The organism is Frankia sp. AgPm24 (assembly GCF_023243055.1).
Classification (GTDB): Bacteria; Actinomycetota; Actinomycetes; order Frankiales; family Frankiaceae; genus Frankia; species Frankia umida.
Genome location: NZ_JALKFW010000005.1, coordinates 159,499 through 185,571, shown reverse-complemented (window position 1 = coordinate 185,571; position 26,073 = coordinate 159,499). Strand labels below are relative to the sequence as shown.

Annotated in this window: 18 protein-coding genes and 1 riboswitch; of the genes, 7 read left to right on the top strand and 11 right to left on the bottom strand. The window is 71.3% G+C overall.

What is annotated here, in order from left to right; all coding sequences use genetic code 11:
* Positions 1–157: 157 nt before the first annotated feature.
* A complete protein-coding gene (locus tag MXD61_RS04010) occupies positions 158–925 on the bottom strand; it encodes a hypothetical protein (protein WP_248811504.1) in 768 nt (255 codons plus the stop codon).
* A 957-nt stretch (positions 926–1,882) separates the two neighbouring features.
* Here MXD61_RS04010 and MXD61_RS04005 point away from each other — a divergent pair.
* From MXD61_RS04005 to cysS, 5 genes are all read left to right on the top strand, one after another.
* Positions 1,883–2,365, top strand: a complete 483-nt coding sequence (locus MXD61_RS04005) for a CarD family transcriptional regulator (protein WP_163549059.1) — start codon at positions 1,883–1,885, stop codon at positions 2,363–2,365.
* A gap of 451 nt (positions 2,366–2,816) precedes the next feature.
* On the top strand, positions 2,817–3,578 hold the full coding sequence (gene ispD / locus MXD61_RS04000; RefSeq protein WP_248811503.1) for a 2-C-methyl-D-erythritol 4-phosphate cytidylyltransferase: 762 nt from the start codon (positions 2,817–2,819) through the stop codon (positions 3,576–3,578).
* Positions 3,575–4,147, top strand: coding sequence for a 2-C-methyl-D-erythritol 2,4-cyclodiphosphate synthase (ispF, locus tag MXD61_RS03995; RefSeq protein WP_248811502.1), 573 nt, complete (start codon positions 3,575–3,577; stop codon positions 4,145–4,147). Before ispD ends, ispF begins: the two co-directional genes overlap by 4 nt.
* A gap of 149 nt (positions 4,148–4,296) precedes the next feature.
* The gene (locus tag MXD61_RS03990) at positions 4,297–4,689 is read left to right on the top strand and encodes a PPOX class F420-dependent oxidoreductase (RefSeq protein ID WP_163549061.1); all 393 of its coding nucleotides are present in this window, start codon (positions 4,297–4,299) and stop codon (positions 4,687–4,689) included.
* 58 nt (positions 4,690–4,747) lie between these two features.
* On the top strand, positions 4,748–6,211 hold the full coding sequence (gene cysS / locus MXD61_RS03985; RefSeq protein WP_248811501.1) for a cysteine--tRNA ligase: 1,464 nt from the start codon (positions 4,748–4,750) through the stop codon (positions 6,209–6,211).
* A 38-nt stretch (positions 6,212–6,249) separates the two neighbouring features.
* Here the strand turns inward: cysS and MXD61_RS03980 are convergent, their stop codons facing one another.
* The 4 genes from MXD61_RS03980 to MXD61_RS03965 form a co-directional block, all read right to left on the bottom strand.
* On the bottom strand, positions 6,250–6,420 hold the full coding sequence (locus MXD61_RS03980) for a hypothetical protein (RefSeq protein ID WP_248811500.1): 171 nt from the start codon (positions 6,418–6,420) through the stop codon (positions 6,250–6,252).
* A gap of 23 nt (positions 6,421–6,443) precedes the next feature.
* Complete coding sequence (locus MXD61_RS03975; protein WP_248811499.1) at positions 6,444–7,946, bottom strand: FHA domain-containing protein; 1,503 nt, start codon at positions 7,944–7,946, stop codon at positions 6,444–6,446.
* Positions 7,947–8,021: 75 nt separating this feature from the next.
* A complete protein-coding gene (locus tag MXD61_RS03970; RefSeq protein WP_248811498.1) occupies positions 8,022–8,363 on the bottom strand; it encodes a hypothetical protein in 342 nt (113 codons plus the stop codon).
* Complete coding sequence (locus MXD61_RS03965) at positions 8,363–9,481, bottom strand: PP2C family serine/threonine-protein phosphatase (RefSeq protein ID WP_163549065.1); 1,119 nt, start codon at positions 9,479–9,481, stop codon at positions 8,363–8,365. Before MXD61_RS03965 ends, MXD61_RS03970 begins: the two co-directional genes overlap by 1 nt.
* Before the next feature lie 757 nt (positions 9,482–10,238).
* Here MXD61_RS03965 and rlmB point away from each other — a divergent pair.
* Positions 10,239–11,300 carry a 23S rRNA (guanosine(2251)-2'-O)-methyltransferase RlmB gene (rlmB, locus tag MXD61_RS03960; protein WP_248811497.1) on the top strand — a complete coding sequence of 354 codons (1,062 nt, stop codon included), beginning with the start codon at positions 10,239–10,241 and terminating at the stop codon, positions 11,298–11,300.
* A gap of 177 nt (positions 11,301–11,477) precedes the next feature.
* Here rlmB and MXD61_RS03955 read toward each other — a convergent pair whose 3' ends face one another.
* From MXD61_RS03955 to MXD61_RS03945, 3 genes are all read right to left on the bottom strand, one after another.
* A complete protein-coding gene (locus MXD61_RS03955; protein ID WP_248811496.1) occupies positions 11,478–11,858 on the bottom strand; it encodes a transglycosylase family protein in 381 nt (126 codons plus the stop codon).
* A 2-nt stretch (positions 11,859–11,860) separates the two neighbouring features.
* Positions 11,861–12,035: riboswitch (cyclic di-AMP (ydaO/yuaA leader) on the bottom strand.
* 490 nt (positions 12,036–12,525) lie between these two features.
* Positions 12,526–14,178: a peptide deformylase gene (locus MXD61_RS03950; RefSeq protein WP_248811495.1), complete on the bottom strand. Its 1,653-nt coding sequence runs from the start codon at positions 14,176–14,178 to the stop codon at positions 12,526–12,528.
* 585 nt (positions 14,179–14,763) lie between these two features.
* Positions 14,764–16,131, bottom strand: a complete 1,368-nt coding sequence (locus MXD61_RS03945) for a lipase (RefSeq protein WP_248811494.1) — start codon at positions 16,129–16,131, stop codon at positions 14,764–14,766.
* 489 nt (positions 16,132–16,620) lie between these two features.
* On the opposite strand from MXD61_RS03945, the gene MXD61_RS03940 reads away from it, so the two are divergent.
* Positions 16,621–18,492 (top strand): ABC transporter ATP-binding protein, encoded by a 1,872-nt coding sequence (locus MXD61_RS03940; RefSeq protein ID WP_248811493.1) that lies wholly within the window; start codon positions 16,621–16,623, stop codon positions 18,490–18,492.
* A gap of 57 nt (positions 18,493–18,549) precedes the next feature.
* Here the strand turns inward: MXD61_RS03940 and MXD61_RS03935 are convergent, their stop codons facing one another.
* The 3 genes from MXD61_RS03935 to MXD61_RS03925 form a co-directional block, all read right to left on the bottom strand.
* Positions 18,550–20,769 carry a serine/threonine-protein kinase gene (locus MXD61_RS03935; RefSeq protein WP_248811492.1) on the bottom strand — a complete coding sequence of 740 codons (2,220 nt, stop codon included), beginning with the start codon at positions 20,767–20,769 and terminating at the stop codon, positions 18,550–18,552.
* Between the two features lie 240 nt (positions 20,770–21,009).
* Positions 21,010–23,244: a family 2 encapsulin nanocompartment cargo protein terpene cyclase gene (locus MXD61_RS03930; protein WP_248811491.1), complete on the bottom strand. Its 2,235-nt coding sequence runs from the start codon at positions 23,242–23,244 to the stop codon at positions 21,010–21,012.
* Between the two features lie 100 nt (positions 23,245–23,344).
* Positions 23,345–24,748 carry a family 2B encapsulin nanocompartment shell protein gene (locus MXD61_RS03925; RefSeq protein ID WP_248811490.1) on the bottom strand — a complete coding sequence of 468 codons (1,404 nt, stop codon included), beginning with the start codon at positions 24,746–24,748 and terminating at the stop codon, positions 23,345–23,347.
* Positions 24,749–26,073 lie beyond the last annotated feature (1,325 nt).

Sequence of the window (26,073 nt, the reverse complement as noted above, 5' to 3'; positions counted from 1 at the left end):
GCCGAAAAGAGCGACTGTCGGTATGTGGCGCTGGGCGCCACGGATTCCGGCGCCGTCAGATCACGGCCAGATCACGGCCAGATCACGTCGTCCATGGGAGCTCGACCGGCCGAACGGATCGGCGGCCGGTCGAGCGTCGACCAGCTGAACGGGTCGGTCAGCCGGCCGTACGGGTGGGGGCCGGGGTGGTGGTCTGGCCGCTGTCGTCGCCGGTCGAGGAGGACGATCCACCTGCGGCCGCGGACGGTGCGGCGGAACCGGCGGGGGCACCCGGGGCGGCGGACTCGGCCGAGGTGGGCGACGTCGGGGTGGCGGTGGTTTCGCCGCCGGCCGCGGACTCGCCCTCGGTGCCGGCGCCCGGCGCGGCGGGCTCGACCGGGACGTCCAGGGTGATGCTGCCGGCCTTGGCGAAGGTGAAGGTGATCGGCAGCTGGGAGCCGATCAGCAGGTTGCGGGTGAAGCCGGCGAGGCTCGGCGCGGAGCCGTCCGCGATGAAGACCCGGCCACCGCCGGCCGGGATCTCGGCCGGTGTGGACACCCGGCCGGAGCCGGCGGCCGGAGACGAGACCGAGACGAGGGTGTCGGAGGCGTCGCTCGCGTTGAAGAACGCCGAGACGATCGGTGCGGAACCGCCCTGGTCGGCGGGGCCGGCGAGGTAGACGTTGCGCAGCGAGATGCCGCCGACAGCGCCGGATGTGCTGTTGGTGGTCGTACGCGCGTAGTTGGTCAGCGCGTCGGTGCCGGCGGCACAACTGGTCAGGCTGGCCGCGCCGAGGACCGAGGCGAACAGCGCGACCCCCACCCGACGGGAGGCCATCCGGCCACGGAACGTGCCGCGCCCGGCGGCGTCGGCGCTGGCGCGTGGGGCCGGCGCGCCGTCGGCGGCGATGACTGACGAGATACGGGCACCCGGACGGCGGCTCACAGCTCGGTGGCTCCTCATGCAAAGACCGACGCCTGGCGACGCCGGTGCTGGTCGACGGCCGTCGCGGGACGGCCGACCCGAGGACGGCGTCGGTGCCGGCCCGTCGGAACCGGACAGCCGGGTCGCCCCGGGGCACGAGGGCCCAGCCGCCGCCGGCCTGATCGCCATGGGTGATCGGCCGTCGACCGGTTGGGGCCCGGGTGCGGGGCTAACACTAGCCACCTCGAACCCGGACGTGCCCAGGCCGCGCAGGGGTTGCGACCCGGTCCGGCCCGGTTCGGGTGCCGGCCCGGGGTCAGCATGGTTCGGAGCACTGCCCTGACCGGCCCGACCGGCCATCATGGGCCGGTCGGCGACGTGGCCAGTCTCACCCGGTCACCCCCGCCTCACCTGGGCGATCCGGGGTGCTCCGGGGCGTCCCAGGGCGTCTCAAGGCGTTCCTGAGCGGACTTGAGGCGACTTTGTGTGACTTGAGGAGACTCCGGGTGACCCCGCGGGACCCGGATGGCTCTCCCGGACGGCGCGGCGACGACGGTGCGGCTCGGTCACGGGAGCTCGTGCGCCGGATCCGACTCCGGTTCGGTCGGGTGGACGCGCTTGACGACATCGTGGCTGTTGGCGAACCAGAGGGCTCTCGTCGTGTCGACGGGTGGTCGACGGTTGTGCGCGCTACGGTCCGCCTGACCGCCACGCGCGGTGAGCGCGCCCGAGCTACGTCCCGTTTTACCTGGTAGAGCAGTTGGCTGTGGGGATGTGGATGGGTGCGTCCGTGGATGTGGGTCTGGTGTGGAGCCGGCGCGGATCCGAGGTCGGCTGAGGTCGTCGCGGCGAACGTTGCTGGAAGACGAGGTCGTGGCCGCGACGGATGGTCTTGCTGACGTTGCCCTGGCCGCGCGCGTCTGACCTGCGGCGATGCGTGCGTGTTACGCTGGTAGAGGCGGAAGGGGCACGTGACACATGGCGTTCCAAGTCGGCGAGACCGTTGTTTACCCGCATCATGGTGCTGCTCTGATTGACGCGATTGAAACCCGCGTCATCAAGGGCGAGGAAAGACTCTATCTCGTACTGAAGGTCGCTCAGGGCGATCTGACGGTCCGGGTTCCTGCCGACAATGTCGGCATGGTCGGGGTGCGCGACGTCGTCGGGCAGGACGGGCTGGAACGGGTGTTCGAGGTGCTCCGTGCACCGCACACCGAGGAGCCCACAAACTGGTCCCGGCGTTACAAGGCGAATCTCGAAAAGCTGGCTTCGGGTGACGTGAACAAGGTCGCCGAGGTCGTTCGCGACCTGTGGCGGCGTGACCGTGAACGCGGCCTTTCCGCAGGCGAGAAGCGGATGTTGAGCAAGGCCCGGCAAATTCTGGTGAGTGAGCTCGCGCTCGCCGAAGGCACCAACGAGGACAAGGCCGAGGCGGTTCTCGACGAGGTTCTTGCCGGCTGATCGGCGAATCTGCCGATGCAGGCCTGGTGCGGTCCGGCTCCGGTCAGTCAGTACTGATCGGCCCGGGTATCGCCAGATAATCTCATCTTCCGGCTGTCGGATCCGGTGGGTCGGGTGCAGAAATGCCCGGTCTGGCCGGGTTCGTCGCCGGGCGTGGCACGCGAGGCCGCTACAGCAGCCCCTCGCGTCGACGGCACACCCGCTGGCCAGGTCGCGACGCCGCACAGTCGGCTCGCTGGCCGGGCCGCGTCGCCGCACAGCCGACACCACCGCACAGGCGGTACCACTGGTATCGCTGGCGATGGCTGTCGGCGCTACCAGTGGTACGGCGGTGAGCGGTTGAGGACCGTCCAGTCACGTGTGTACCGCGCCCCGCGGTCGCCCGGTTCGCATCCGGTCGCGGCGATGGGCGATGCTCTCGTGGGTGGACGGCACACGGGAGGTTCTGGTGATGGGCGAGAGTCCCCAACCGCGCGGCAGGGGAGCTCGGGTCGCGGCGATCGTGCCGGCGGCCGGGCGCGGGGAACGTCTTGGCGGGGGCACCCCCAAGGCACTGCGGTCGCTGGGCGGCCGGCCCATGCTGGTGCGCTCGGTCGAGGCACTGCGCCGTTCGGAGCTGGTGACCCAGATCGTTGTCGCGGCCCCACCGACCCTGGTCGAAGTGGTCGCACAACTACTCGGACGGGACGTGCGGGTCATCGCCGGCGGCGCCGAACGGGTCGATTCGGTCCGTCGCGCGCTGAGCGCGATCGATGAGGACATCTCGGTGGTCCTGGTCCATGACGCGGCCCGGCCGCTGACCCCGCCCGCGCTGGTGGACGCGGTGGCCGCGGCGGTGATCGCCGGCCATCCGGCGGTCATCCCGGTGCTCGCCGTCGCGGACACCATCAAGGAGGTCGGGCCGGACGGGCGGGTGATCCGTACCCCGCCGAGAGACGGTCTGCGGGCGGTGCAGACCCCCCAGGGATTCCGACGTGACGTGCTGGCCGCGGCCTACGCCCTGCGCGACGTTCCGGTGACCGACGACGCCGGTCTGGTCGAGGCGCTCGGGGTGCCGGTGACGACGGTGCCCGGCGCGCACGAGGCGTTCAAGGTGACCCAGCCCGCCGACCTGATCCTGGCCGAGGCGCTGCTGGCCCGTGCGGCCACGGCGGCGGACGGCCGGGGCGAGACCGAGGTCTGCGGGACCACCGACGCGCGGAGGCCTGGATGAGCGCCGACGCATCTCCCGCCTCCGGCTCCGGGGCTGGAGCCGGAGGCGGCATCGAGGGCGGCCGTCCGGCACCGGCGCCGGGCACGGTCACGACGACGGTGCTGCCCCGGGTCGGCGTCGGGGTGGACGTCCACCCCTTCGAGGCGGGACGAGCATGCTGGGTCGCCTGCCTGCGCTGGCCCGGGGAGACCGGGCTCGCCGGGCACTCGGACGGTGACGTCGCGGCGCACGCGTCCTGCGACGCCCTGCTGACGGCATCCGGACTGGGTGATCTCGGCAAGGTGTTCGGCACCGATCGGCCGGAGTACGCCGGGGCGTCCGGCGCGGTGCTGCTGGGGGAGACCGCCCGGCTGCTGGCCGAGGCCGGCTGGGTGATCGGGAACGTGTCGGTGCAGGTCATCGGCAACCGGCCGCGGATGGCCGCGCGTCGGCTGGAGGCACAGGCGGCGATGGAGGCGGCGCTGGGCGCGTCGGTGAGCCTGTCGGCCACCACCACCGACGGTCTGGGGCTCACCGGGCGCGGTGAGGGTCTCGCCGCGATCGCCACCGCACTCGTCGTCCGCGCCTGATCCCTTCGTCCACCCACCCACCCGTCCACCCGCCCGCCCGTCCGTCAGCCTGGGTGGGCGGATGGGGTATGCCGATCTGGCATCGGACGGTAACGTGTGCAGAACGGAGTGAAAGGCTGAGTTGTCACTGGCCGCTCCCGAGGAGTCTCATGGCAGACCGACTTCCCGAGCCGGTCCGGGCGTTGGCCGACGCACGAACCTACGTCGTCCTGGCCACGGTTCAGGCCGACGGCTCGCCCCGGATGACTGTGCTCTGGGTAGATCGTGACGAGGATGACCTGCTGCTTTCCACCGCCCGTGGGCGCGCGAAGGAGCGCGACATCGCCCGCGACCCGCGGGTGAGCCTGATGTTCCTCGACCAGATCGATCCGTACAGCTATGTCGAGGTGCGCGGTACCGCGACGCTGGCGGAGGAGGGCGGCCGGGAGCTGATCGACCGGCTGTCGCTGAAGTACACCGGCGACATCTACCGCTGGGACGACCCGGAGGAGATCCGCGTGGTCATCCGGGTCGTGGCGGATCGAGTACTGACAGTCGGCTGACACCGTCCCGGCATGGCCTGACCGCCCAGCTGGCCGGCTCGCGCCGTACCCTTGACAGATGGGTCTCCACCTCTACGACACACGTACGCGGCGTGTGCGGCCGTTTGAGCCGCTACGCCCCGGCCACGTGGGCGTCTACGTGTGTGGGCCCACCGTGCAGTCGGCGCCGCATGTCGGGCACCTGCGCACGGCGCTGCCGTTCGATCTTCTGCGTCGCTGGCTGGAGCAGTCCGGTCAGGGCGTGACGCTCGTGCAGAACGTCACCGACATCGACGACAAGATCATCGTCAATGCCGGGCGGGACGGCACGTCCGTCTGGGAGCTCGCCACCCGGCAGACCCGCGCCTTCGACGAGGCGTACCGGACGGTGGGCATCGCGCCGCCGACCATCCAGCCGCGGGCGACCGGCCATCTGCCCGAGATGATCGCGCTCGTCGAGTCACTGGTGGACGCCGGCTACGCCTACCCGGGCGCGGGCTCGGTGTGGTTCCGGGTGGGGCGCTTCGCTGACTACGGGGCGCTGTCCCACCAGCGGCCGGAGTCGATGCTGCCCTCCGCCGAGGCGGAGCCGGGCAAGGCCGACCCGCGGGACTTCGCGCTGTGGAAGGCCGCCCGGCCGGGCGAGCCGTTCTGGTCCTCCCCCTGGGGGGACGGCCGCCCCGGCTGGCACCTGGAGTGCTCGGCGATGGCCGGCAAGTACCTCGGGTCGACGTTCGACATCCACGGTGGCGGGCTTGACCTGGTCTTCCCGCACCATGAGAACGAACGCGCCCAGACGCTGTGCGCCGCGGCGGGGGCCGGTCAGCCGGGCGAGATGGCCCGCTACTGGATGCATGTGGGTCTGCTCACCACCGGTGGCACCAAGATGTCGAAGTCGCTGGGCAACTCGGTGCTGGTCGCCGACGCGCTGGAGGTGGTGCGGCCGCAGGTGCTGCGTTACCACCTGCTGTCGGCGCACTACCGCTCGACGCTGGAGTACAGCCCGGAGGCGCTCGCCGAGTCGACGGCCGCCCATGACCGGGTGGAGACGTTCGTCCGCAACGCGCTGGACATCCTGGGTGGTCCGGGCGAGGCGGCGGCGTTGGCAGCCGATGACCGGCCGCGCTCCGCGACCGGCGGCGGGGGCTCGCACGGTGCTGGTGCGGCCGGGGCCTGGGCGGACTTCACGGCCGCCCTCGACGATGATCTGGCCGTCGGTCGGGCGCTGGCCGCCCTGTTCGGTGCGGTGGCCCAGGGCAACCAGGTGCTGTCGAAGGCACACAGCCGGGCACTGGCCACCTGGGTGCAGGTGACCCGCCGGATGCTCGCCGTGTTCGGTCTCGACCCGCACGATCAGTGGCCGACGGCCGGCGCCGAACTACGCCCGGCCCTTGACGGGGTCATGCAGATCGTGTTGGATCTGCGCTCGGCGGCCCGGGCTCGGCGGGACTACGCCGAGGCCGATTCGATCCGCGCTCGGCTTGCCGCCGCCGGTCTCATCGTCGAGGACACGCCGGAAGGTCAGCGCTGGCATCTCGCCTGACCGGCGGGGCGAACACGCTGGGCGCCGCCACGGGGGCGTCATCGGCCGGCATCAGCCCTGGGCGTCAGCGGCGTGTACTGCTGCCAGCGGACGTACTCGTGCCAGCGGACGTACTCGTGCCAGCGGACGTACTCGTGCCAGCGGACGTACTCGTGCCAGCACCTCTGCCACGCGGTGCCCAGCCGACCGGAGGTGGTCGGGTCGGGCACCGCGTGGCCAGGGCGGACGGGGCCTAACGGGCGCGCAGGGTGATGCGCGTCCAGGCGCCGAGGTAGACCCGGTCACCATCGCGTAGCGGAACCGTGTGGCCGGGTTCGATCGGGTCCGGCTCGTCGTTGAGTCGGGTGCCGTTGGTCGAACCGGGGTCGCGCACGGCGTAGCCGCCGTCGGGCAGCTGCTCGAACAGCGCGTGGCTGCGGGAGATACCTGGGTCCTCCGGCGCACCGGACAGGTCGATGTCCGGGTGGATGCCGCGGGACTCGCTGCGCCGACCGATCAGCATCTTCGCCCCGGCCAGGGCGAAGACCCGACGCGGGTAGAAGGTCGGGAACGGCACACGGTGGTCGTCACCGCTGTCGTAGTACTCCCGTTCGGCCTCGACGATCGCCTCCCAGACGCCCACGCTCGCGGCCGCACCGGGACGTTCGTCCTCCCAGCCGGCGGCGGCCCGGGGGTCCTCCGCGTCCCGGGGGTCACGCACGTCCCTCGGGTCACGTCGACCGGCTCCCCGGGGGTCGGACAGCTCGGGATCGCCGCCACGGGGATCGCCGCCACCCTGACGGGCGTAGCGCGGGTCGGTGGTGCGCCGCGGATCGCCGCCACGTGCCTGCTGGAAGCCGCGGTCGGCGCCGGCTCCCGGCTGCTCCGCGGCGAGCGGGTCGGCCGGGTAGCCGTAGCCGTCGTCGCGCCGGGCACGGCGGTGGGCGTCGGGGTCGAGTTCATCCCCGTAGCCGCGACCACCACGTGGATCGGCCCGTGGATCGGCCCGTGGATCGACGCCCCGACCGTACGGATCGGCCGGTTCGCCATAGCCGCCGCGCCCCGCCGGTTCGCCGTAGCCACGATCGTCGCGAGCCGGCGGCGGATAGCCACCGCCAGGCTCACCGCGGTCGTCGCCGCCGCGGCCGTAGCCGCCACGGTCGCCGTAGCCACCGGCCGCGCGTTCCTCGGGTGTCTCCCGGCCCGGCGGATAGCCACCGCGGCCATAGGGGTCGGCCGGGTCGGCGTAGCCGCCGCGATCGGCGCGCGGGTCGGCGCCGCGGCCGTACGGGTCGGCCGGCTCGGCGTAGCCACGGTCGGCCTGACCGGGGTAGCCACCGCGGTCGTAGCCGTCACGTCCGCCACGGCCGTCCGCGCCGGAACGGCCGTCCGCGCCGGAACGGTCGTCGGGGCTGGACCGGTCGTCCCGCTGCCGGGCGTACGGGTCACGGTCATAGCCGCCGGGCGCGTCGTAGGCGTCGGCCTGGTAGCCCCGGCCGCCGCGAGGCTGGTCGGTGTAGCCGTTCCGGTCGTAGCCGCCGCCATAGGGGTCGCCGCCGCGGGGCGGGTCCGCCACACCGGCCAGATCGGCTGGTGAACGTCGGATGCCCAGCGGGTCGTAGCCCCCGTCCCCCGCGGAGTCGGGACCGTCCGGCACCGCCGAGCCGCGCCGACGGCCCCCGCCCGGCTCGTCGACTCCGTAGGGAGACCGACCGCCGTCGTCCGGACGGTATTCGTACCTCTCCTGACCAGTCATGATCCCAATTCCGCACCGATCGCAGTAGTCGGGTAGTGAGACAGGCGCCCGCGCAAGCCCAGCGCCATCACCTGATCACCGGTTCACCCGGAGGGTCCTCGTCGACCGTGGGTCCAGGAACACCTCATCGATGACCACTCCATCGATGACCACTCCATCGATGATCATCTCATCGATCTTCTCAACGTTCTTCTTGCACCGAACCGTACCCGTTGTGTCTTCGTCGTTGTGAACCGCCTTCCGTAGGAGGTGGTGCGTGCCCCCGTTTGCCGGCGGCTCGGCCTCCCCGGGCGACCGGGGCAACCTCGGCCGTACGGGCCGAGGAACAGTGTCGCAGTGGTCGAACCGGGCGGTCGACCGGCCTCCGGTGCGGACCGGACCCCGCCGCGTTCGGCGCCCCCGCGACGGGGCGGCCATCAGTGATCCACCCGGGCGACGACCGCGGTGATGTTGTCGTGACCGCCGGCGTCGATGGCGAAGTCGATGAGGTGCCGGCCGACCTCGATCGCGGTGCTGTGCGCGGGCAGCTGATTGACCAGCGAGGCCATGACGTCGGGACGTGAGGCGTAGTTCCACAGCCCGTCCGAGCAGACCAGCACGGTGGCCGGCGTCTCGATCGGGAAGACCTCGGTGTGCGGTGCGACGTCCTCCACGTCACCGCCGAGCCAGCGGGTCAGGGTGTGCGCCCGCCGGTGCGTCTCGGCCTCGCTGGCTGGGATGAGACCGGCCCGGGCGGCCTCGGCGGCCCAGGTGTCGTCCGAGGTGAGCCGCTCACACCAACGCGGGCCGAGCAGGTAGACCCGGCTGTCCCCGACCCAGCCGACGGTGACCATCCCCGGCCCGTCGGGAGTCGGCGGGGTGACGATGGCCGCGGCGAACGTGCAGGACGGCGCCATCCGGCCCTCGGCCGCGCTGAGCTGAGCGATCGTGTCCTGAGCCGCGTGGACCGCGGTGTGCAGGACGGCTTCGGCGTCCTCGGGGGAGAAGCCGCCGACGACCGCCCGCGGGGCGGTGCGTGGCTCGTCGTAGGTCGGGTAGTCCGGCTCGAGGATGTCGAGCATGTCGTCGGCTCGGCCGCCCGAAGCCCTGGGCGGCAGCGAGTCGTGGTGGACCGGATGCCCCGGCCCGTGCGCGCGTACCGCGTCGGCCAGGACGGCCATCGCGGTGGCCGCCGCCGCCGCGGAGGCCTGACCGGAGCCGGGGGTCGTCGAGACCCCGTCGCAGACCACCGCGATCAGTGTGCCGTAGACCACGGCGAGGCCCATCGCGTCCTCGTTCGTGGAATGGCGCACGCCACGGTCGCAGACGCCGGCCAGTTCACCGAGGTCGACCTCGGCGTGGTCGGCATCGCCATGGGCCGGGTCGGGCCCCTCCAACGCGTGCCCGCAGACCTCGCAGTAGCGGTCGTCGGCGTAGACGGGCGCGGCGCAGACCGGGCAGCGGCGCAGGTCGTCCTCCGGGTCGAAGGCGCCGGCACCGGCGAACTGGTAGGCCACCGTCGGGGCGTCGTCGTGCGGGTTCAGGTCCACCGTCACGCCGCCGGGAGGTGACGCCCGAATACGGGCGGTGTGCGCAGAGCCATGTGCTGGTGCCTCCTGCCCCTGCTGGTCCGGTCGTCAGAACTCGCCACGGTGGCCCGCGGTACCGACGATGCCCGCGTGCTGCTCCGGCGATACGGCCATTGTCGGGGGCCGTTCGCACGCTGCGGGCTGGTCGGTCGGATCACGCCGGTCATCACGCAATCATGGGGACGTATCTTCCCAGGTTCACCGAGGTGCGTCGATGACCGAGACCGCTACCGGCAGGCCACTGTCCGGCGTGTTCTCCTTCGTCGGCGCGCGAGCTTGGATGAGCGTAAGGGTCTGATGTCGACGACCCCCGGCGGGGACCGCCGCATCAGGATAGGGCGCGATGTCGTCGAGAACGGCAATCTCCGGGTAGGTCGCTGGCCCGGATCCGGCCTGCCCCCCGGCTGGGGGTCCCCGGCAACGGCCCACAGCCGGTGTCGCCGGCCGGGCCCGGCGTCCGGTGAGGACGGCCCGGCGAGGTCGGGCCGGTCCGTGTCGCGGGATTCTCCGCCGGGCACCGGATACCGTGCGTCACGCCAGATACCGTGGGCACATGGTCGTCTCACGTCCGCGCGGGGCATCCGTGTCGGGATCACCCGTATCCGGATCACCCGAGACCGGATCGTCCGTCGCCGGATCGCCCAGGAGCGGATCGCACTCGTCCGCAAGCGGCTCACATTCGGGAATGTCCTCGTTCGGTGCGTTCACCCCGGGGTGGTGCTGAATGGCCGGCGGTGGGCGTCGCGGCGGCGGCGGGATCGCCCGTGGCGGGCAGGGTGGGCGGGCCGGTAAGGCCGGTTCGCACCGCAAGGGAGCGGCGGGTGGCAGCGGCGGGCAGGGCCGGCGGGCGTTGGAGGGGCGGGGCGCGACCCCGCCCGCGCACCTGCGGCCCGGCCACCCGGCCCAGCGCCGGGCCGCCTCGGCGGCGAAGGCGGCGACCGATCGTGATCGGCCCGCCCCACGCGACGGCGAGGGCCCGCGGGGCACGGGTGCGCGCGGGCGGCGCGGCGGTGAGGACGACGAACTCGTGGTCGGTCGCAACGCCGTCGTGGAGGCGCTGCGCGCCGGGGTTCCGGCCACGACGCTGTTCGTCGCCGCGGGCCTGGATTTCGACGAGCGTCTCGACGAGGCCCGCCGGCTGGCGACGCGCCGCGGCATCTCCGTCGTCGACTCCGCCCGGCCCGATCTTGACCGGTTGTGTGGCACCGCCCCGCATCAGGGGCTGGTGCTCGCGGTGCCGCCCTACCGCTATGCCCATCCCGATGACCTGCTCGATCGGGTCCGGCCCGGTGCGGGCGGATCGGCGCGTTCCGGCTCCACCGCGGCTGGCCTGGTGGTCGCGTTGGACGGGGTGACAGACCCGCGCAACCTCGGTGCGGTCGTGCGCTCGGCGGCGGCCTTCGGCGCGGACGGTGTCCTGCTGCCCGAGCGGCGCGCCGCCGGGATGACCGCGTCCGCCTGGAAGACGTCGGCCGGGGCCGCGGCGCGGCTGCCCGTCGCCCGAGCCACCAACCTGACCCGCACCCTGACCGCCTACGCCGAGGCGGGCCTGTTCCTGGTGGGGCTGGCCGCCGACGCCGCGCTGAGCCTGGACGAGCTCGCCATGGCCACCGATCCGCTGGTCCTGGTGGTCGGCTCCGAGGGCCGGGGCCTGTCCCGGCTGGTGGAGCAGCGCTGCGATGTGACGGTGCGGATCCCGATGGTCGGCGCGGTCGAGTCGCTGAACGCCGGTGTCGCGGCCGCGGTGGCCCTCGCGGAGATCGCCCGCCGCCGACGCGGCGCCTGAGCCCCGCACCGCGCACGGATCAGGCCCCGCCCCCGAGAGGAGGGGCGGGGCCTGATGTGCCGCGCGCTGGGTCGCGTCGCCTCGCGCCGGTCGGCTCACGATCTGTCGAGCACGATCCGATCGATCATGTGCGGATCAGAACCGGCCGAGAGCGGATGTCGGCGCGGTGTCGGGGCCTCAGATCCGGTGACCCCAGCAGGGCTTCGAGGCGTACCACGGGCTGGTGCCGGCCTGCGCGTAGAGCTTGCGGGCCATCTGCCACTGCTCGCCGACACTGGCGTGCTGCGGCAGGCCCCGGCCACCGAGACCGTGCCAGGTGCTGGGCAGGAACTGGAACAGGCCGCCCGCGCCGATGGAGTTGACCACGTGGGGATTGCCACCGGACTCGCAGGGAATGACGGCGCGCAGGAAATGATCCGCGTTCGGGGCGGCGCTGGCCGGCTGGGAGAGCGCCAGCCCACCGCCCACGGAGGCGGTAAGAGTGGCGGCGAGAACGGCGGCACGAGTGCCAAGCTTGATCCGGTTGAGGCCCCGACCGAGCGTACGAGCGTTGGACATAGATTGTCCTTCCCCACGCCTGCGAGGTGAGCTGTCGGGTTCGGGCTGGGAATGCCCGGCCACCAGTGGCGGCTTCACCCCAAGGACGTCTGCCTTCGACGCCCGGAAGTGGTTCCCCCGTTCCTGCCACAGGTTTGGTTCCTACCGGGCGGGGGCAGGATTCGGCGTGCCACCCGGCGTCTGCCGTCAGTCGACGACATGGCTACGAACATAGCTGGGCGTGACCGGGGTAAATCAAGGGTCCGTGAAGATGGCCACAATACCTTCCGGATTATCGCTTCGATCTTTTCCGCCGATTATCGCGCGGGCGCATGCGCTCGATTCTAGTCGGCTCTGCCGGGGCATTGGAACACCGATTTTGAATTTGTTCCGCCACGCTGGCGAAAGAATAACACGGTCTGCCCGGTGCCCGGTCTCCCTGCGTGCCGTGAACTGCTTTCCGTGACACCCTGGTGGCATTCGGGGTCGCCCGTTCGTGAAGGCGCTCGCGTGCCCGGAATAATTTCCGTATCGGGTGGGGCTTCATGAACTGTACGTTGTTTACGGGTACGTCCGCCATAGTGGGCGGTATCGCTTTTTTCGGACTTGGGCGTGCGGCCACGGCCGGTGTCCGTTCGGCCGACCGCCGGCCGGCCCGACCGGCCCGACGGTCACGTGTAGTGGTGGATCAGGGGGTGTAGGTCCAGGCCGAGCCGGTGCCGCGGTACTGCTCCACGGGGATCGGGGTGCTGCCGGGCCGCATCCGTTCGGTGTAGAGCCGGCCGACCAGATGGTCGATCTCGTGGCCGACCAGGCGGGCGAGGCCCTGCCGGTAGACGGTGATGCGCCGGCGTCCGGAGATGTCGGTGTGCTCCACGTGCAGCTCCAGGGGCCGGGGGACGAGCCCGCGGACGTCGAAGAAGCTCAGACAGCCCTCGTACTGCTCGTCGGTCTGCGGCGAGGACTCGATGACCCGCGGATTGAGCAGGGTGAGGATGTCCGCGTCGGCGGAGCGCACGATCGCGGCGGCCCGGTTGATGCCGATCTGTGGTGCGGCGATCCCCATGCCCTTACCGAAGGTGTGCAGGGCGGAGACCCGCTCCATCGCCGAGGACAGCTCGGCGACCACGCGCCGGGCGTCCTCGGCCTCGGCCGGCAGATCAAAGGAACGGGCCGGCTGCGCCAGCGCCGGATCATCGACCTGGACGATGCCCGCCGCCGCCATCTGTTCACTGGGCCGTGGACCGGTGGTCTCACGCTGCTCGCCGGTATCCGGATTCCGACCGTCGGAGACAGCCCGGAAGTTCCATTCCAGCCGATACCGGGCGTGCAGCGGCGGATTGCTGGTCGACCAGGTGAAGATCCGCCGGTCGCCTTCGTCCGCCCGGGCGATCGCGGTCCGGAACGCGAACGCGTCCGCGGTCATCGAGGTCTCCATTCCCCAGACCACCGGGTCGACCTGGGCGGGGAAGTCCAGGACGACCGACAGGCTGCTCGTCGGTACCCGGACGGCCCGTTGGAACCACGGGCCCCACTTCTGCTCACCGACCTGGTAGGAGTACTCGATCCAGGCTGATTCACCCGGATAGAGCGGAAATCGTCCACTGCTGTTCTCGAACAACAGCCAGACCTCTTTGAGGGCATCCCAGTCGGTTTTGACCTGCCAGGCCATCTCCTCCTGCCCGCAGTGGGCGCGCAGCCGCAGTTCCTCCCACCGCAGCGGATCGCTGCGGTAGAGACGTGCGGCCCGTTCCTGGTCACCGGGAAAGCGATCGACGGAGATGCGCATGAGGTAGCGGGTCACGGGCTCGTCGCCGATATTGGTGATCCGGCGCCGCTGATGGGCGAGGTAGACGCCATCGTCGTAACGCAGCCGGGCGGTGTCCTGCTCGACGAGCAGCCCGCCGCTCGGGCCCTGCCCCGCACCACCCGGGCCACCCGCTGCGCCCAGGCCACCCGGACCGCCCGACCCACCTGGCCCGCCGGAGCGAAGTGGATCGGACTGGCGGGCCGGCGGCGCACCGGCGACGGGCCGCACGCTGGCGCCGGTCTCCCAGGGGCGGGCGGCCAGCTGGAAGAAGGCCCCGGGAATCCGCAGCGCGTCGGAGACGCGTTCGATCAGCGACAGCCGCGCGATATGGTCCTCGCCCTGCATGATCCGGCTGACCCGGCTCTGGCTGAGGCCCTCGACCGGTGAGGCGATCCGGTTCTGGCTCGCGCCGTCGTACTTCTTCATCAGCCGGAAGGCGGTGCGAAAGTCCCGGGCCGCGCAGGCGGCCTGGAAGTCGGCGCGAGCCAGCAGGTCCGAGGAGACGCGGTAGGGGCCGGACTCGTAGGACATCAGCCGGCCCTCCGGGTGGCCGCACACCCCTCGCCTGCGGGCGGGCACATCGCCCGATGCGTGGCCCCGACTGACACATCAGGATAACGACGCTATGCCACCCGCACACCGTCTTTGGGTGATCCCGCGTTGTCCGACCTTGCCGCGTGGGTGACGCCTGGGAGGGTGACATCTCCCTGGGTCATGCCGGTTCCCCCAGCAGAGGTGGCCGGAGCACCCACCGGATGGCCGGCGGTGGTGTCCCGGCGGGGCCATATGAGAAGAGCATGCCTGACTGACGTTTCCGGCCGCCGCCGATCGGACGACTCTGGACGCAGGCCGGCCCCGCCCCGCGTCGAGCCGCGACCTCCGCCGGGCGGGGCCGGCGCCAGGCCGCCACGGCTGGCCGCGGTCGCCCGATTGGGAGGGAGGGAGACCGCGGCCGGCTGTGGCGGCCAGCAAGGCCGGCGCCGCACCTGTCCGTTCGGGCCTGACCCGTCGCCCGAGCGGCCGCTGACTGGTGGCCCTGCCCTGCCCAAGCAGGGCCACCATCCTGCCGCCGCCGATCCGGGGAGTCCGCCCGGATCGGCGGGGGCGGAAAAGGGCTCAGAAGGTGTCGTCGCGGAACCGGACGCTGATCCGGTCGGTGCTCGAGGGCCAGGCGGGCACCTGCACGGTGGTGCGGCCCGCCGCGACACCACGCGGCGTCATCGTCACCGCCACCGACCGGGCGCCCGCCGGGATGAACAGATCCGCACCGGTGACGAAACCGACCGCGAAGTAGAACGGCAGGGGCGCGGCGAGATCGGTGACACCGTCGGTGCCCTGGTCGAACAGGAACACGCGCAGGGTGAGTTTCGACCGGGGCGTGTTCGCCGGGTTCAGCACACCGTGGCCGTCGACGGTGAGCTGGTCGCTGGTGCGGCCCTGGTCACCCTGCCACTCCTGGCCCCGGCTGACCACGAGGTTGGTCTGGCGGGGACTGGCCGTCATCCCACCGCCGATCTCCTCTGCGGGTTTGCTCGTGAGCAGGCGAATCAGCCGGTCACTGCGCCGAAACGGCTGGTAGTAGAAGTGCTGCACCGGTTCACCGGGGTGGATGACGGCGAACTCGTAGCTGGCGGTGCCGTCCGCCCGCAGTGGGCCGAAGGTGCCGTCCGGCGGCAGGTTGACGAAGCTCTGCAGGCCCGAGGCGAGCCGGCGGCCGGTCCGCGGGTCGACCCGGTAGAGCTCGAGGCGGGCCGGGCCGCCACCGGCGTTCGCCGGATACAGCACGACCCGACCGCCGAGTTCGATCGGCCCGGCCTGGTCGGTCACCTCGGTGGTGAAGGGCTGCTCACCGGTGAGGAACTGGTACATCTGCTTGAAGGTGCCGGTGGAGGCGAGCAGTTCGCCGCGGTCATCGGTGGGAAAGCGCGCGTTCTGGGCGCCGGCGATCCGCCGGGTCGGGTCGCCGATGCCCCACACCGCCAGCGTGCGCACCCCGCGGGGCGGCCCGGCGGGCTGCGGTCCGGCCACGCTGACCAGGTGCGAGACCCGGGCGGCCCGCGCGGGCGTGCTGGCCAGATAGCGCATGGCGAGGTCGGCGCCCTCGGCCTGGCCCACCAGGTCGACGGCCTTGCGGCCGCTCAGGGTGAGCAACCGGGCGATCTCGGTGTCGAGCCCGGTGAAGATCCGCTCCGCGGGTGGCTCCGGGTCCGACGCGTCGTAGTCGAAGGCCGCGATCCGGTCCGCCGGGTACCCGTTGCTGGTGAAACGCTGCGCCTGGACCCCGAACTGGTCGCCGGAACCGAGGTTTCCCGGTACGAAGAGGATCGGCAGTCGGGCGGCGTCGGGTGGCGCCGCCGGACGCGCGATCTCCCGGGCGAAGGTGTCGGGGTCGGCCCCGGACGCGCGCTGGCTGGCGCTCCCGGAGCAGGCGGCAGCCGTCGCCAGCACGGCGAGGATCAGGCAGATCCGGCGGCGACGAGGCATGCCGCGCCCCTTCCTGCGGGAGGTCCGGCGGCTTCGTGCGCTGCGACCGGTGCGGATGTCTTGCGGGTGCGGATGTCTTGCGGGTACGGCTGTCATACGGGTACGGCTGTCGGGTGGGCGCGGCGACCGGCGCTGGCGAACCAGTCAAAAGATCCCGGACACCGCGGGGAACGACAGAAGATATCGTTTCCCGGCGTCGTCCCGCGTGCCCTTCGCGACGCACGGCGACGCTGTTGGGTGATTGATGGGACGGACACCGGCTGTCGCCTCCTGGTGGTAACGCCCGTCACGTCGATGCACGCCTCCGGCGTTGACCCGGACGCCGCCACCTGTCCGTCTCGGCTGGGCCGCCCATCACCCGGATCGTCATCACGGCAGCCGTGGTCACCGGCACAGTGGCAGCACCCTCGCGGGCAGGCACCCGCAGCGGCGCGGAAGCCGGCGAAAAACCAGATGCGATCCATGGTGGTGCCTGCCACCATGGATCGCATGCGTCCGACGGGGGAGGAGATTCCCCGGCAGCAGCCGCGGGGTGCCGTTTCGCGAGCCGGTTCCCAGATGGATGCCGGCGCGCTCGGCCCGCATGCCGGCCTGTTTTTCCTGCTGGGTTTTGTGGCTACTTTCCGGGGTGCGCTGCTCGCGGTCATGGCGAGTTTCGTGGCGTCGAGTCTGGCGATCTCCGTTCTGCCGGTCCTCGTCGGCCGGCTCGTCCAGGCCGCGGCCCGCGAGGGCGTCTCGGCCGGTGTCGTGTACTGGTACGCGCTGCTGCTCATCGGCGTCAACCTGATACACGATCTCTTCTGGCGCGGCGGTGAGGTGCTGTACCGGCGGCTGCTCGTGCACCGCGGCTACGAGTGCGAGGACGTTCTTTTCGGTCGGGTTATCGGGCAGCCCTACCCCTACTTCGTCGGGAAGTTCACCGGAAAGATCAGTAGTTTCGTGGCCACGATAGGCCGCGAGTTCCGTGACACCCTTGACGCCGCGTGCTTCACCTACGTCGAACTGGTAGTCCGTATTCCCGCGACGGTTTTCATCATGTTCGCCGTCAACGTCTGGTCCGGCCTGACCTTCCTGGGCGCGGTGCTGCTGATGCTGGTGGTCGGCCGGCGCACGGCTCGGCGCGCGTTTCGTGCCGAGAAGGAGCTCGCCGACGAGACCTCCGAGCTCGACGGTCATGTGATCGACATCATCGCGAACTTCGTCAGCGTGAAGTCGTTTCACCAGGAGCGGGCCGAGTACGCCGAGGTCCACCGGCGGCGCCGGCGGGTCATCGACGCGGCCCGCCGATCGTCGCTGTGGGACATCGTGTTCTGGGCCTCGATGGCGGTGATCGTGCGCTACCTGGTGTGGCCGCTGTCGATCCTGCTCAACCTGTACCTCTACCGCAGCGGGCAGCTCAGCCTGGCGGAGTTCGCGACGTTCCTGTCCGTGCTGGTGATGTTCTCGGACTTCATCTGGATGATGGTGTGGGAGATCGCGCAGCTCAACCTGCGGCTGGCTCGGGTCGAGGAGGCCTACCACTACCTGTTCGGCGCCGATCCGGTCCAGGCGGCGATCGCGGTCGGTCCGGAGTCGCCCGCATCCGGCCGCCAGGTCGACGCCGGTTCGTCGGTGGTCGGCGGTCAGGTGGAACTGCGCGGTCTGGCGTTCGCCTATCCGGACAGTCCGACCCGGTCAGTGCTGTCCGACATCACCCTGGCGATCGCGGCCGGTGAGAAGATCGGGGTGGTCGGCCGTAGCGGGAGCGGAAAGACGACCCTGGTGAAACTGCTGCTCGGCTACTATCCACTGCCGGCCGGCACGGTGCTTGTCAGTGGGCGTCCGGTGTCGAACGACCGGCTCGCCGCGGCGATCTCCTATGTGCCGCAGGACACCGCCTTGTTCCACCGGTCCATCCGCGACAACATCACGTACGGGGCATCCGTCGCGGTACCCGAGCAGGAGGTCCAGACGGCTGCGACCCGGGCCCACGCGCATGGTTTCATCACCCAGGCCCCGCAGGGGTACGACACCCTGGTGGGCGAGCGTGGTATCCGGCTTTCCACCGGTCAGCGGCAGCGAATCGCGATCGCCCGGGCCTTCCTCGACGACAAGCCGATTCTGATTCTGGACGAGGCGACCAGCGCGCTGGACAGCGAAAGCGAGGTGCTCGTCCAACATGCTCTTGAACAGCTCTGGGCCGGTAAGACCGTGATAGCGGTCGCCCACCGGCTTTCCACTCTGCGCAACATGGACCGCATCATCGTTCTTGCCGACGGCGAGATCGTCGAACAGGGGACGCATACGGAGCTGCTCGCGGCGGGTGGGCGTTACCAGGCGCTCTGGGAACGCCAGAGCGGCGGGATGCTCCCGGTCGACTGACCGCCGGTTCCCACCGACGGCCAGCCGACCACGACGGTCCGCCGTGGGGCCGCCCGGTCAGTCGGTGGTGCTGGTGGAACCGGGAAGCCGGACGGAATGGACGGTCAGCGGTCCGGGAACATCCACGTCCACGGTGATACCGATATCGGCCAGCAGCGCCGCGATATCAGGGTCGACATTGATGTCGATGGTCGCCTCGCCGCTGGCGGCGAGGCTCGACAGCGCCGCGGTGATGATCGACCACAGCTGTTGCAGGGTGATGCCCGCCCATCCCAGGCAGAACGGATCGGTCGCGATGCTCTCGGCGACCGACTGTCCGGTGCCGGTGCCGGACCGGGTGGTGATCGGATGCCCGGTCGCGGTGTGTCCCGCGGCGGTGCGGGCGGCCATGATCCGGGCGAGCAGCGCGCGGGCGGCCACGATCTGCGCCGGGGAGGCGCTGGTGGTCGCGCTTGTGCCGCCACCGGATGAGCTCCCGGTGCCGGAGCGGGTCGGAGAGCCCGCCGTACCACCCGCGGCCACCTCGCCGGCCACCTCGCCGGCCACCTCGTCCGAGCCGGTGGGCTGGGCGGGGCCGGAGCTGGTGGAGCCGCTCGTGGCGCTGGCCAGTCGGACCGCCCGGAGGTCAACGGTGGTCGTGTCGGTGGTGTCGCCCGGTTCGTCCCCGGTGGCGCCGCCGAACGCCCGGGCGAGGTCGCCGCCGAACGCGATCCAGTCGGCGGCCGAGGTGGGCCGTTCGGAGCGACCGGCACCCGCCGCGTCCACGCCCGAGGTGAGGCCGAGGATGCGGCTCCAGTCGGTGGGGCCGCCGGTCAGGCCGGGGTTGGTACCCGCGCGGGCCGGTAGGCCCTGGGTGGTGGAGCGGACCGCCAGGCCACCGGTCGAGCCGGAGTCAGAGCCGGAACCCGAACCGCCGCCGGAACCGGAACCGGACGAGCCGGGGCCCGAGCCGTCGCTGGAACCCGAGCCGCCGCCGGAACCCGAGCCGGCGCCGGAACCGGATGAGCCGGCGCTGGCACCGAACGGTGCGGTGGGGCCGGAACCGTCCCCGGCGATACCCGGCCAGCCCAGCAGGGGCGGCGCCAGCGCGGCGGGCCGTGGTTCGGTGGACCCGGCTGGGCCCGTGCCGTTGTCGGGGGTGGAGACCGGCGCCTGGAGGCCGGCGGTGCCGAACACGATCAGGGCGGTCACGGCCGCCGCGACCCCGGTCGCGGCCATGCTGGGGACGAGCGCGCCGCGGCGCAGGCGGCGCGCGGCCAGCTGGTCCGCCTCGGCTCGGTTCCTGGCATGCCGGCCGCGTCTGGCCACGGTGGCGGCCTCGCGGCCCCCCGGGTCCGCGGTCGCGGCGGTGTCGAGGCTGCTGGTCTCGTCCAGACGGGGGATGACGGCGCTGCTGTCGACCCCCTGCTCCGGGGTTCCCAGGGCGGGGGCGCCCATCGACGGGAGGAGGACGCCGCTTCCGGCGGCGGCCGCGGCGGCGGCGACCTGGGTGCGCAGCCGCCGGGAATCCGGCCGGCGCTCGGGCTTCTTGCGCAGCGTCGCCGCGACCACGCCGCGCAGCGGTCCGGGTAGGCCGCCGAGTTCCGGTTCGCTGTAGACGGTGCGGTAGAGCAGGGTGTCGAGCGGGCCGGTCCCGAACGGCGGCCGGCCGGTGGCCGCGAAGGCGACCGTCAGGCCCCACGAGAACACGTCCGCGGCCGGCCGGGCCCGGCGTGTGGTGGTCAGCAGTTCGGGGGCGAGATAGCCGATGCTGCCCAGCACGACGCCGGAGCCGGTCATCGTGCCGGGCGGGCCGGCGACGATCCCGAAGTCGATGAGCTTCGGACCGTCCTCGGCCAGCATCACGTTGCCCGGTTTGAGATCGCGGTGCACGACCCCGGCGGCGTGGATGGCACTGAGCGCCTCGGCGAGCCCACCAGCGAGGCGCCACAGGGCGTCACCGGAGAGCGGACCATCCGTGGTGACCGAGGCGAACAGCGTCGGTCCCTCGACGTACTCGGTGGCCAGCCACGGCACGTCGCCGTCCACGTCAGCGGCCAGCAGTCGGGCGACGCAGGGACTGTCGACGCGTGCGACCGCGGCCGCCTCCCGGTGGAAGCGGTGGCGCGAGCTGTCGTCGGTCGCGTACTCCTCCCGCATCACCTTGACCGCGGCGCGGACGCCGGCGGCGTCCACCCCGAGGTACACGATGCCCATCCCACCGGTGCCGATGCGTCCGACGAGACGGTATGGGCCTACTTGGGACGGATCGTCCGCCTGCAAGGACTTCCAGGACATGTCATGTCCCCCTCGGATGCTCCCCTCGCACGGCAGCTGCCACGAATGCCACCGTGCCGGGCACCGGGCGACGCGCGAAACCACTCGGCCACGAGGAAGGAATCATCGGCGTGCCCGGGCGCGGCTGTGCCGCCACCCGACGCATTCGTTTGTACCCGGACAATTCCGTTCTGGCTCGGGTGTGCACGCGCGGGGTAGCTACCACGAACGGGCGGTTCCAGGAGTTCCGAGGGGTGCGGGCTAACGGGCGACGAGGCCGCGGACGTCCGTGGTCGCAGTGCCGATCCCGGTCGGGGTGCCGAAGGGACGACGCCCCACGGCCGGGTGGTAGCGCAGCTCGGCCTCCTCATATCGGTGGGTCCCCTGGTGCCAGCGCAGAATTCCGGCCAGCCAGTGCTGCAGTTCGAGCACATAGCCGCGCAGCGCTTCCCGGGCGTCCTCGTCGAGCTCCAGCTGGTCGTACAACGTGGGCAGTTCCTCGGCGACGATGTGCTGGAACTGTGCGATCCGGGCGTTCATCAGGTCGGCGACGATCTGGACGGCGCGTTCCCGTGAGCAGTCGAGAAAGTTCTCGATGACCAGTACACAGTTGTGGATCTCGCCCTCGAACTGGATCTCCTTCTGGTACGAGAAGACGTCGTTGAGCAGGCAGGAGTAGTCGGCGGCGGCGTTCTCCAGGGAGCGCATCGGTCGCGCCTGGAAGACCTCGGGCGGTATCGCCGGGCCCTGGGCGATCCGGCACAGCGCCATCGTCAGATCCGACCCGAAGGTCGCCCGGCGCATCTCGATGTAGTCGACCGGGTCGGGGATGCGGTTGTTGGCCTGGTTCGCGAGCTCCCACAGCCAGCTGTCGATCATCACTTCGACCGCTCGGCGGAACGTCGCCCGCTCGCCTGGTCGCATCGGGCCGGCGGTGCGCGCCCACAGGTCGGCGAGGCCGCGTTCCAGCGCGTCCATCGGGACGGCGGTGGGCGGACCGTCCAGTGGCATGAACGCCCGCAGCCGCTCGTTGTAGAGCTTCGCGCCGGCCAGGTCCCCGGTCCGTCCGAAGATCACCGGGTAGAGGTCGTCCCCGTAGGTGCCCCAGGTCAGCCAGCCGGTGGTGAGATCCAGCTCGGCCGCGGAGGCGTCCGGGTGGATGCCGGCCGAACACAGCGCGAAGTCGAAGGCGATCAGCTTGTGCTCGTCCCAGATGCCGGGGATCGGATCGAGCATGCCGATCGCGGCCGCCCAGCGCACGATCTCCCGTCGGGAGGCGTCCAGGTGCGGGCTCTGCCCCGTCCCGAACGGCATTGAGAACGTCGGCAACCGGGTCGGGCCGACCACCCGGAACGGGACGTTCGCGTGCCGACGCAGCCGCTGCGGCGTCGTCGCGAGCAGGGACGGGACGATCTGCGCCGCCGAGGTGCCCAGCCCGGGCAGCCCGGGCAGCCCGGGGGGCGTCTGGGGCAGGCCGTTCGCGAGCAGGTCCGGGTTGGCGTCCTGGTTCATGTAGCGGCTTGACCGCAGGTGCCATTCGTGGCCGCCGGACTGCCAGTCCTGCAGGCCCTTGACGTACGCGAAGGTCGCGAGCCGACCCGCGGCGTCGATACCGGACTCGTCGAGCACGGCCGGGACCTCGGTGAGGGCGGTGTGCTCGAACTGGTGCAGCCGTGAGGTGAGCAGATCGTTGACGGCGTTGGCGGCCTCCTGCGTCTCGAGGTCGAGGAAACGTTCGACGACGAGCACGCCGTTGGAAAGCTCGCCCTCCTCGGTCACCTCCCGTTCGTAGGAGAACAGGTCGTTACGCAGATGGACGGCGTCGGCGAAGGTGTCCCGCAGGACCTGCAAGGGTCGGGACGCCGCCACGGCGGCCGGGACCTCGGCGTCGGCCGCGTGCTCGACGAGGTTCGCCGACCAGGGTGCCCCGCCGACCTTGCGGCGCATCTCGATGTACTCGATCGGGTTCGACAGGCGGTCCGCGTTGATGTTGGCGAGTTCCCACAGCGACTCGTCGAGCAACGCGCGGGTGCTGTCGACGAACCGGGCCCGCCAGGCGGGGGAGCGGTCCGGCACGGTGCGCGTCCACAGGTCGGCGAGGCCGCGTTCGACCGGGTTCGTCGGTTCCTCGGTGATCAGGCCGTCGACCGGCATGAACGCCGGCAGCCGGTCGAGGTAGGCGCGGGCGCCGGACATGTCGTGAGTGCGCTTGAACAGTTCGAGGAAGTGGTCGTCGAAGAAGAACACCCACACATACCAGTCGGTGATGAGGTTCAGTCGTTCGGCCGTGGCATCGGGGTGGGTGTAGGCACACAGCAGGGCGTAGTCGTGGGCGTCCAGATCCTGTTCGGTCCAGATCGCGAGCTCGCCCTCGGGCGGGTCGATCATTTCCATGGCCCGTGCCCAGACCCGGCTGTGATCCCGCGCGATGTCCAGATGCGGACTCAGTCGGGCCGGATAGGGCACATAGAACTCGGGCAGGGTAAACGGCTGCATGGCTCTCCGGGAAAACCCTTCTGTGCCGTTGGGAAATGCCGGGAAGGCGCCGCCGCCGCAGGGATCGAGCTTCCTGCGGCGGCGGCACCGATTGCTGGGATCAGCGCCCGACTTCGACACCTTCGAGGATTCCGAGTGCGTCCGGGACGAGGACGGCGGCGGAGTAGTAGGTCGTCACGAGATACGAGATGATCGCCTTGTCGTTGATGCCGGCGAAACGTACCGACAGGCCCGGCTCGTACTCGTCGGTGAGACCGGTGTAGTTCAGGCCGATGACGCCCTGGTTCTCCTCACCGGTACGCACCGCGATGATGGAGCTGACGCCCGTGGCGGAGACCGGAATCTTGCTCAACGGCAGGATCGGAACGCCCCGCCAGGCCGGCACGTGCTGGTCGTGCAGCAGCACGGTGGCCGGGTAGATCCCGCGGGCGGTGGCCTCCCGGCCGAAGGCGGCGATCGTGCGGGGGTGCGCGAACAGGAAGTGCGTGCTGCGCCGACGGCTGAGCAGCTCGTCGAGGTCGTCCGGGGTCGGCGGGCCGGAGCGGGTGGGGATGCGCTGGCGCAGGTCGGCGTTGTGCAGCAGACCGAAGTCGCGGTTGTTGACGAGCTCGTGCTCCTGGCGTTCCCGCAGCGACTCGATGGTGAGCCGCAGCTGCTGCTCGAGCTGGTTCTGCGGCTCGTTGTACAGGTCGGCGACCCGGGAGTGAATCCGCAGCACGGTCTGGGCGACGCTGAGCTCGTACTCGCGCGGTGCGAGTTCGTAGTCGACGAAGGTGCTGGGGATGTCCGGCTCGCCGGTGTGCCCGGACGCGATCGCGATCTCCGCCTCGCCGTGCTTGTTGGCCGCGGGCACCGGACGGGCGCGGTAGTCCGCCAGGTGCTCGCCGAGCTCGGCGTCCCGGTCGGCCACCTCGGCGAACTGGTCGCGGGTGAGCACCAGCACGGTGGCGGCGGTCAGGGCCCGGGCGGTGAACTCCCAGCTCAGGTCGGACTCGACGAGCACCTCCTCGCCGAAGAAGCCGCCGTCGGCGGTGACGCCGAGGGAACGGTCGTCCCCGTACTCGCCCGGGCCGAACCGCTCGATCTTGCCGTGGGCGATCAGGTACACCGCGTCGGCCGGGGTGCCGGCCTCGACGATGACGTCACCCGGTGCGTACTCCCGCTGGGTGAAACGGTCGGCGAGCGCACCGAGGGCGCCCCCGCCGTAGCCGCGCAGCGCGGGCAGTTCCGCGAGCTCACCGGGAATCACCCGGACCTCGGAGCCGGTCGAGGTGAACGTGATGATGCCGTCGCCCAGCACGTAGGCCAGCCGCCGGTTGACCCGGTAGACACCGCCTGCGGTCTGGACCCAGGGCAGCACGCGCAGCAGCCAACGGGAGGTGATCTCCTGCGACTGCGGAACGGACTTGGTGGTCGTCGCGAGATTACGCGCGGCCGCCGTGCTGAGGCTCAGCTGAAAATCCTCGCCAGGCGCCGCGGAGTCGGTCGAAACGGGCTCGGTCATGGGGCTCCACCTCTCTGTGGTGCTGCAGGGCTCTGTGAGCTCGTGCGGGACAGGTCAGTTGGGGTCGTGCTCTCGTTTCCCGGCGCGCTGGCACGCCAGCGGGACGGGTGTCCGCCCAGGACAGGCGCCAGGCGGTCTGCTCCCGGGGAGGAGCGCAGGCGATCTCGGACGGGTTCCCCAGCCCGGGTTGACGACCGAGGCAGGGACGCGACCACGTCAGGGACGCACCCGGACCGGGACACGCGAAGGCCCGGGATGCGAGGACGGTCCGGGCCGGGCCCGCGAACACGGCCACGACCGATGGCAGGACCGTGGCCGGACAGGGCGAGCCGACCATGACACCAGAATCGCGCGGATTTCCGCGCCGCCTGGCGCTACGGCGAAAATTCCCTGGGAAATGAAGTCGACCACGGCGGATCCGGCGGAGCCGACAGCAGTGGTTTTCGGTGTGACCGGAAGAGGATCAGCCCGGCAGAATCAGGCCCGAAAAAAATCCTGCCTCCGCGGGCACCGTACACCGCACCGTCGACCGTTCCATACCGCTAGAACCCCCGTGGCGTTACGCGGCTGGCATCTTGTGCCGCACTCATGATCTGGACGAAGCGCTCCTTGGCGTGCAACGGGAGCCTCCCCCAGAACCGGCATGGGCGGCAAGCACTTTGGCGAACCAATCGAAGACTGGTCACCGGATGGTCCCCGGCCACCGCCATCGGGATCTTCGAGGTTACCGACGGTTAGTGCCGCAGCGGCCGGCGGAAAGGATGGCACGCGGCCCCGGTAGCCGCTCTTCCCGGATGGACGGGTATCGGAGTGGAAGAGGAGCGCATGGTTTTCGATCGGGCTGAGATGATTCTAGGAGAAGTCGGTTTCCCGGTCACCCCGCTCGCTTCGGACCGGTCGGTGGCCCGCGGCGAGGATATTCGGGCGCCTGGTGTTCCGCCGTACCTTCGGGTCGGCCGGAGCGAAGCGCGGTGCGCCGGGGGAGCTCGGCACACCGCGGATGGTGTGCGGCGTTCCAATAACGTGAACACGCCTGCCGGGATGGGCCGCGTACTCGTGTCGGCCCGCCTGCCGGGCGCCGGCGAGTGGCCATCGGCCGACGGGGCCCGGCGGCGATCCGCTCGGAGGCGACCGTGGGCTGGTAGGACGGCTCCACCGGCGGTGGCTGGTGAGCCGCGGATCCGGCTGGTCAGGGGCGCCGACCCCACCGTCGTCGACAACTGCCGACGACGGTGGGAGGTCGGTCTGGCACGCAAATCTGATTCGGGACCAAATACCCGGTTACTCGACGTCCGTGGGATGTTGCCAATGCGGATCCGGCCGGG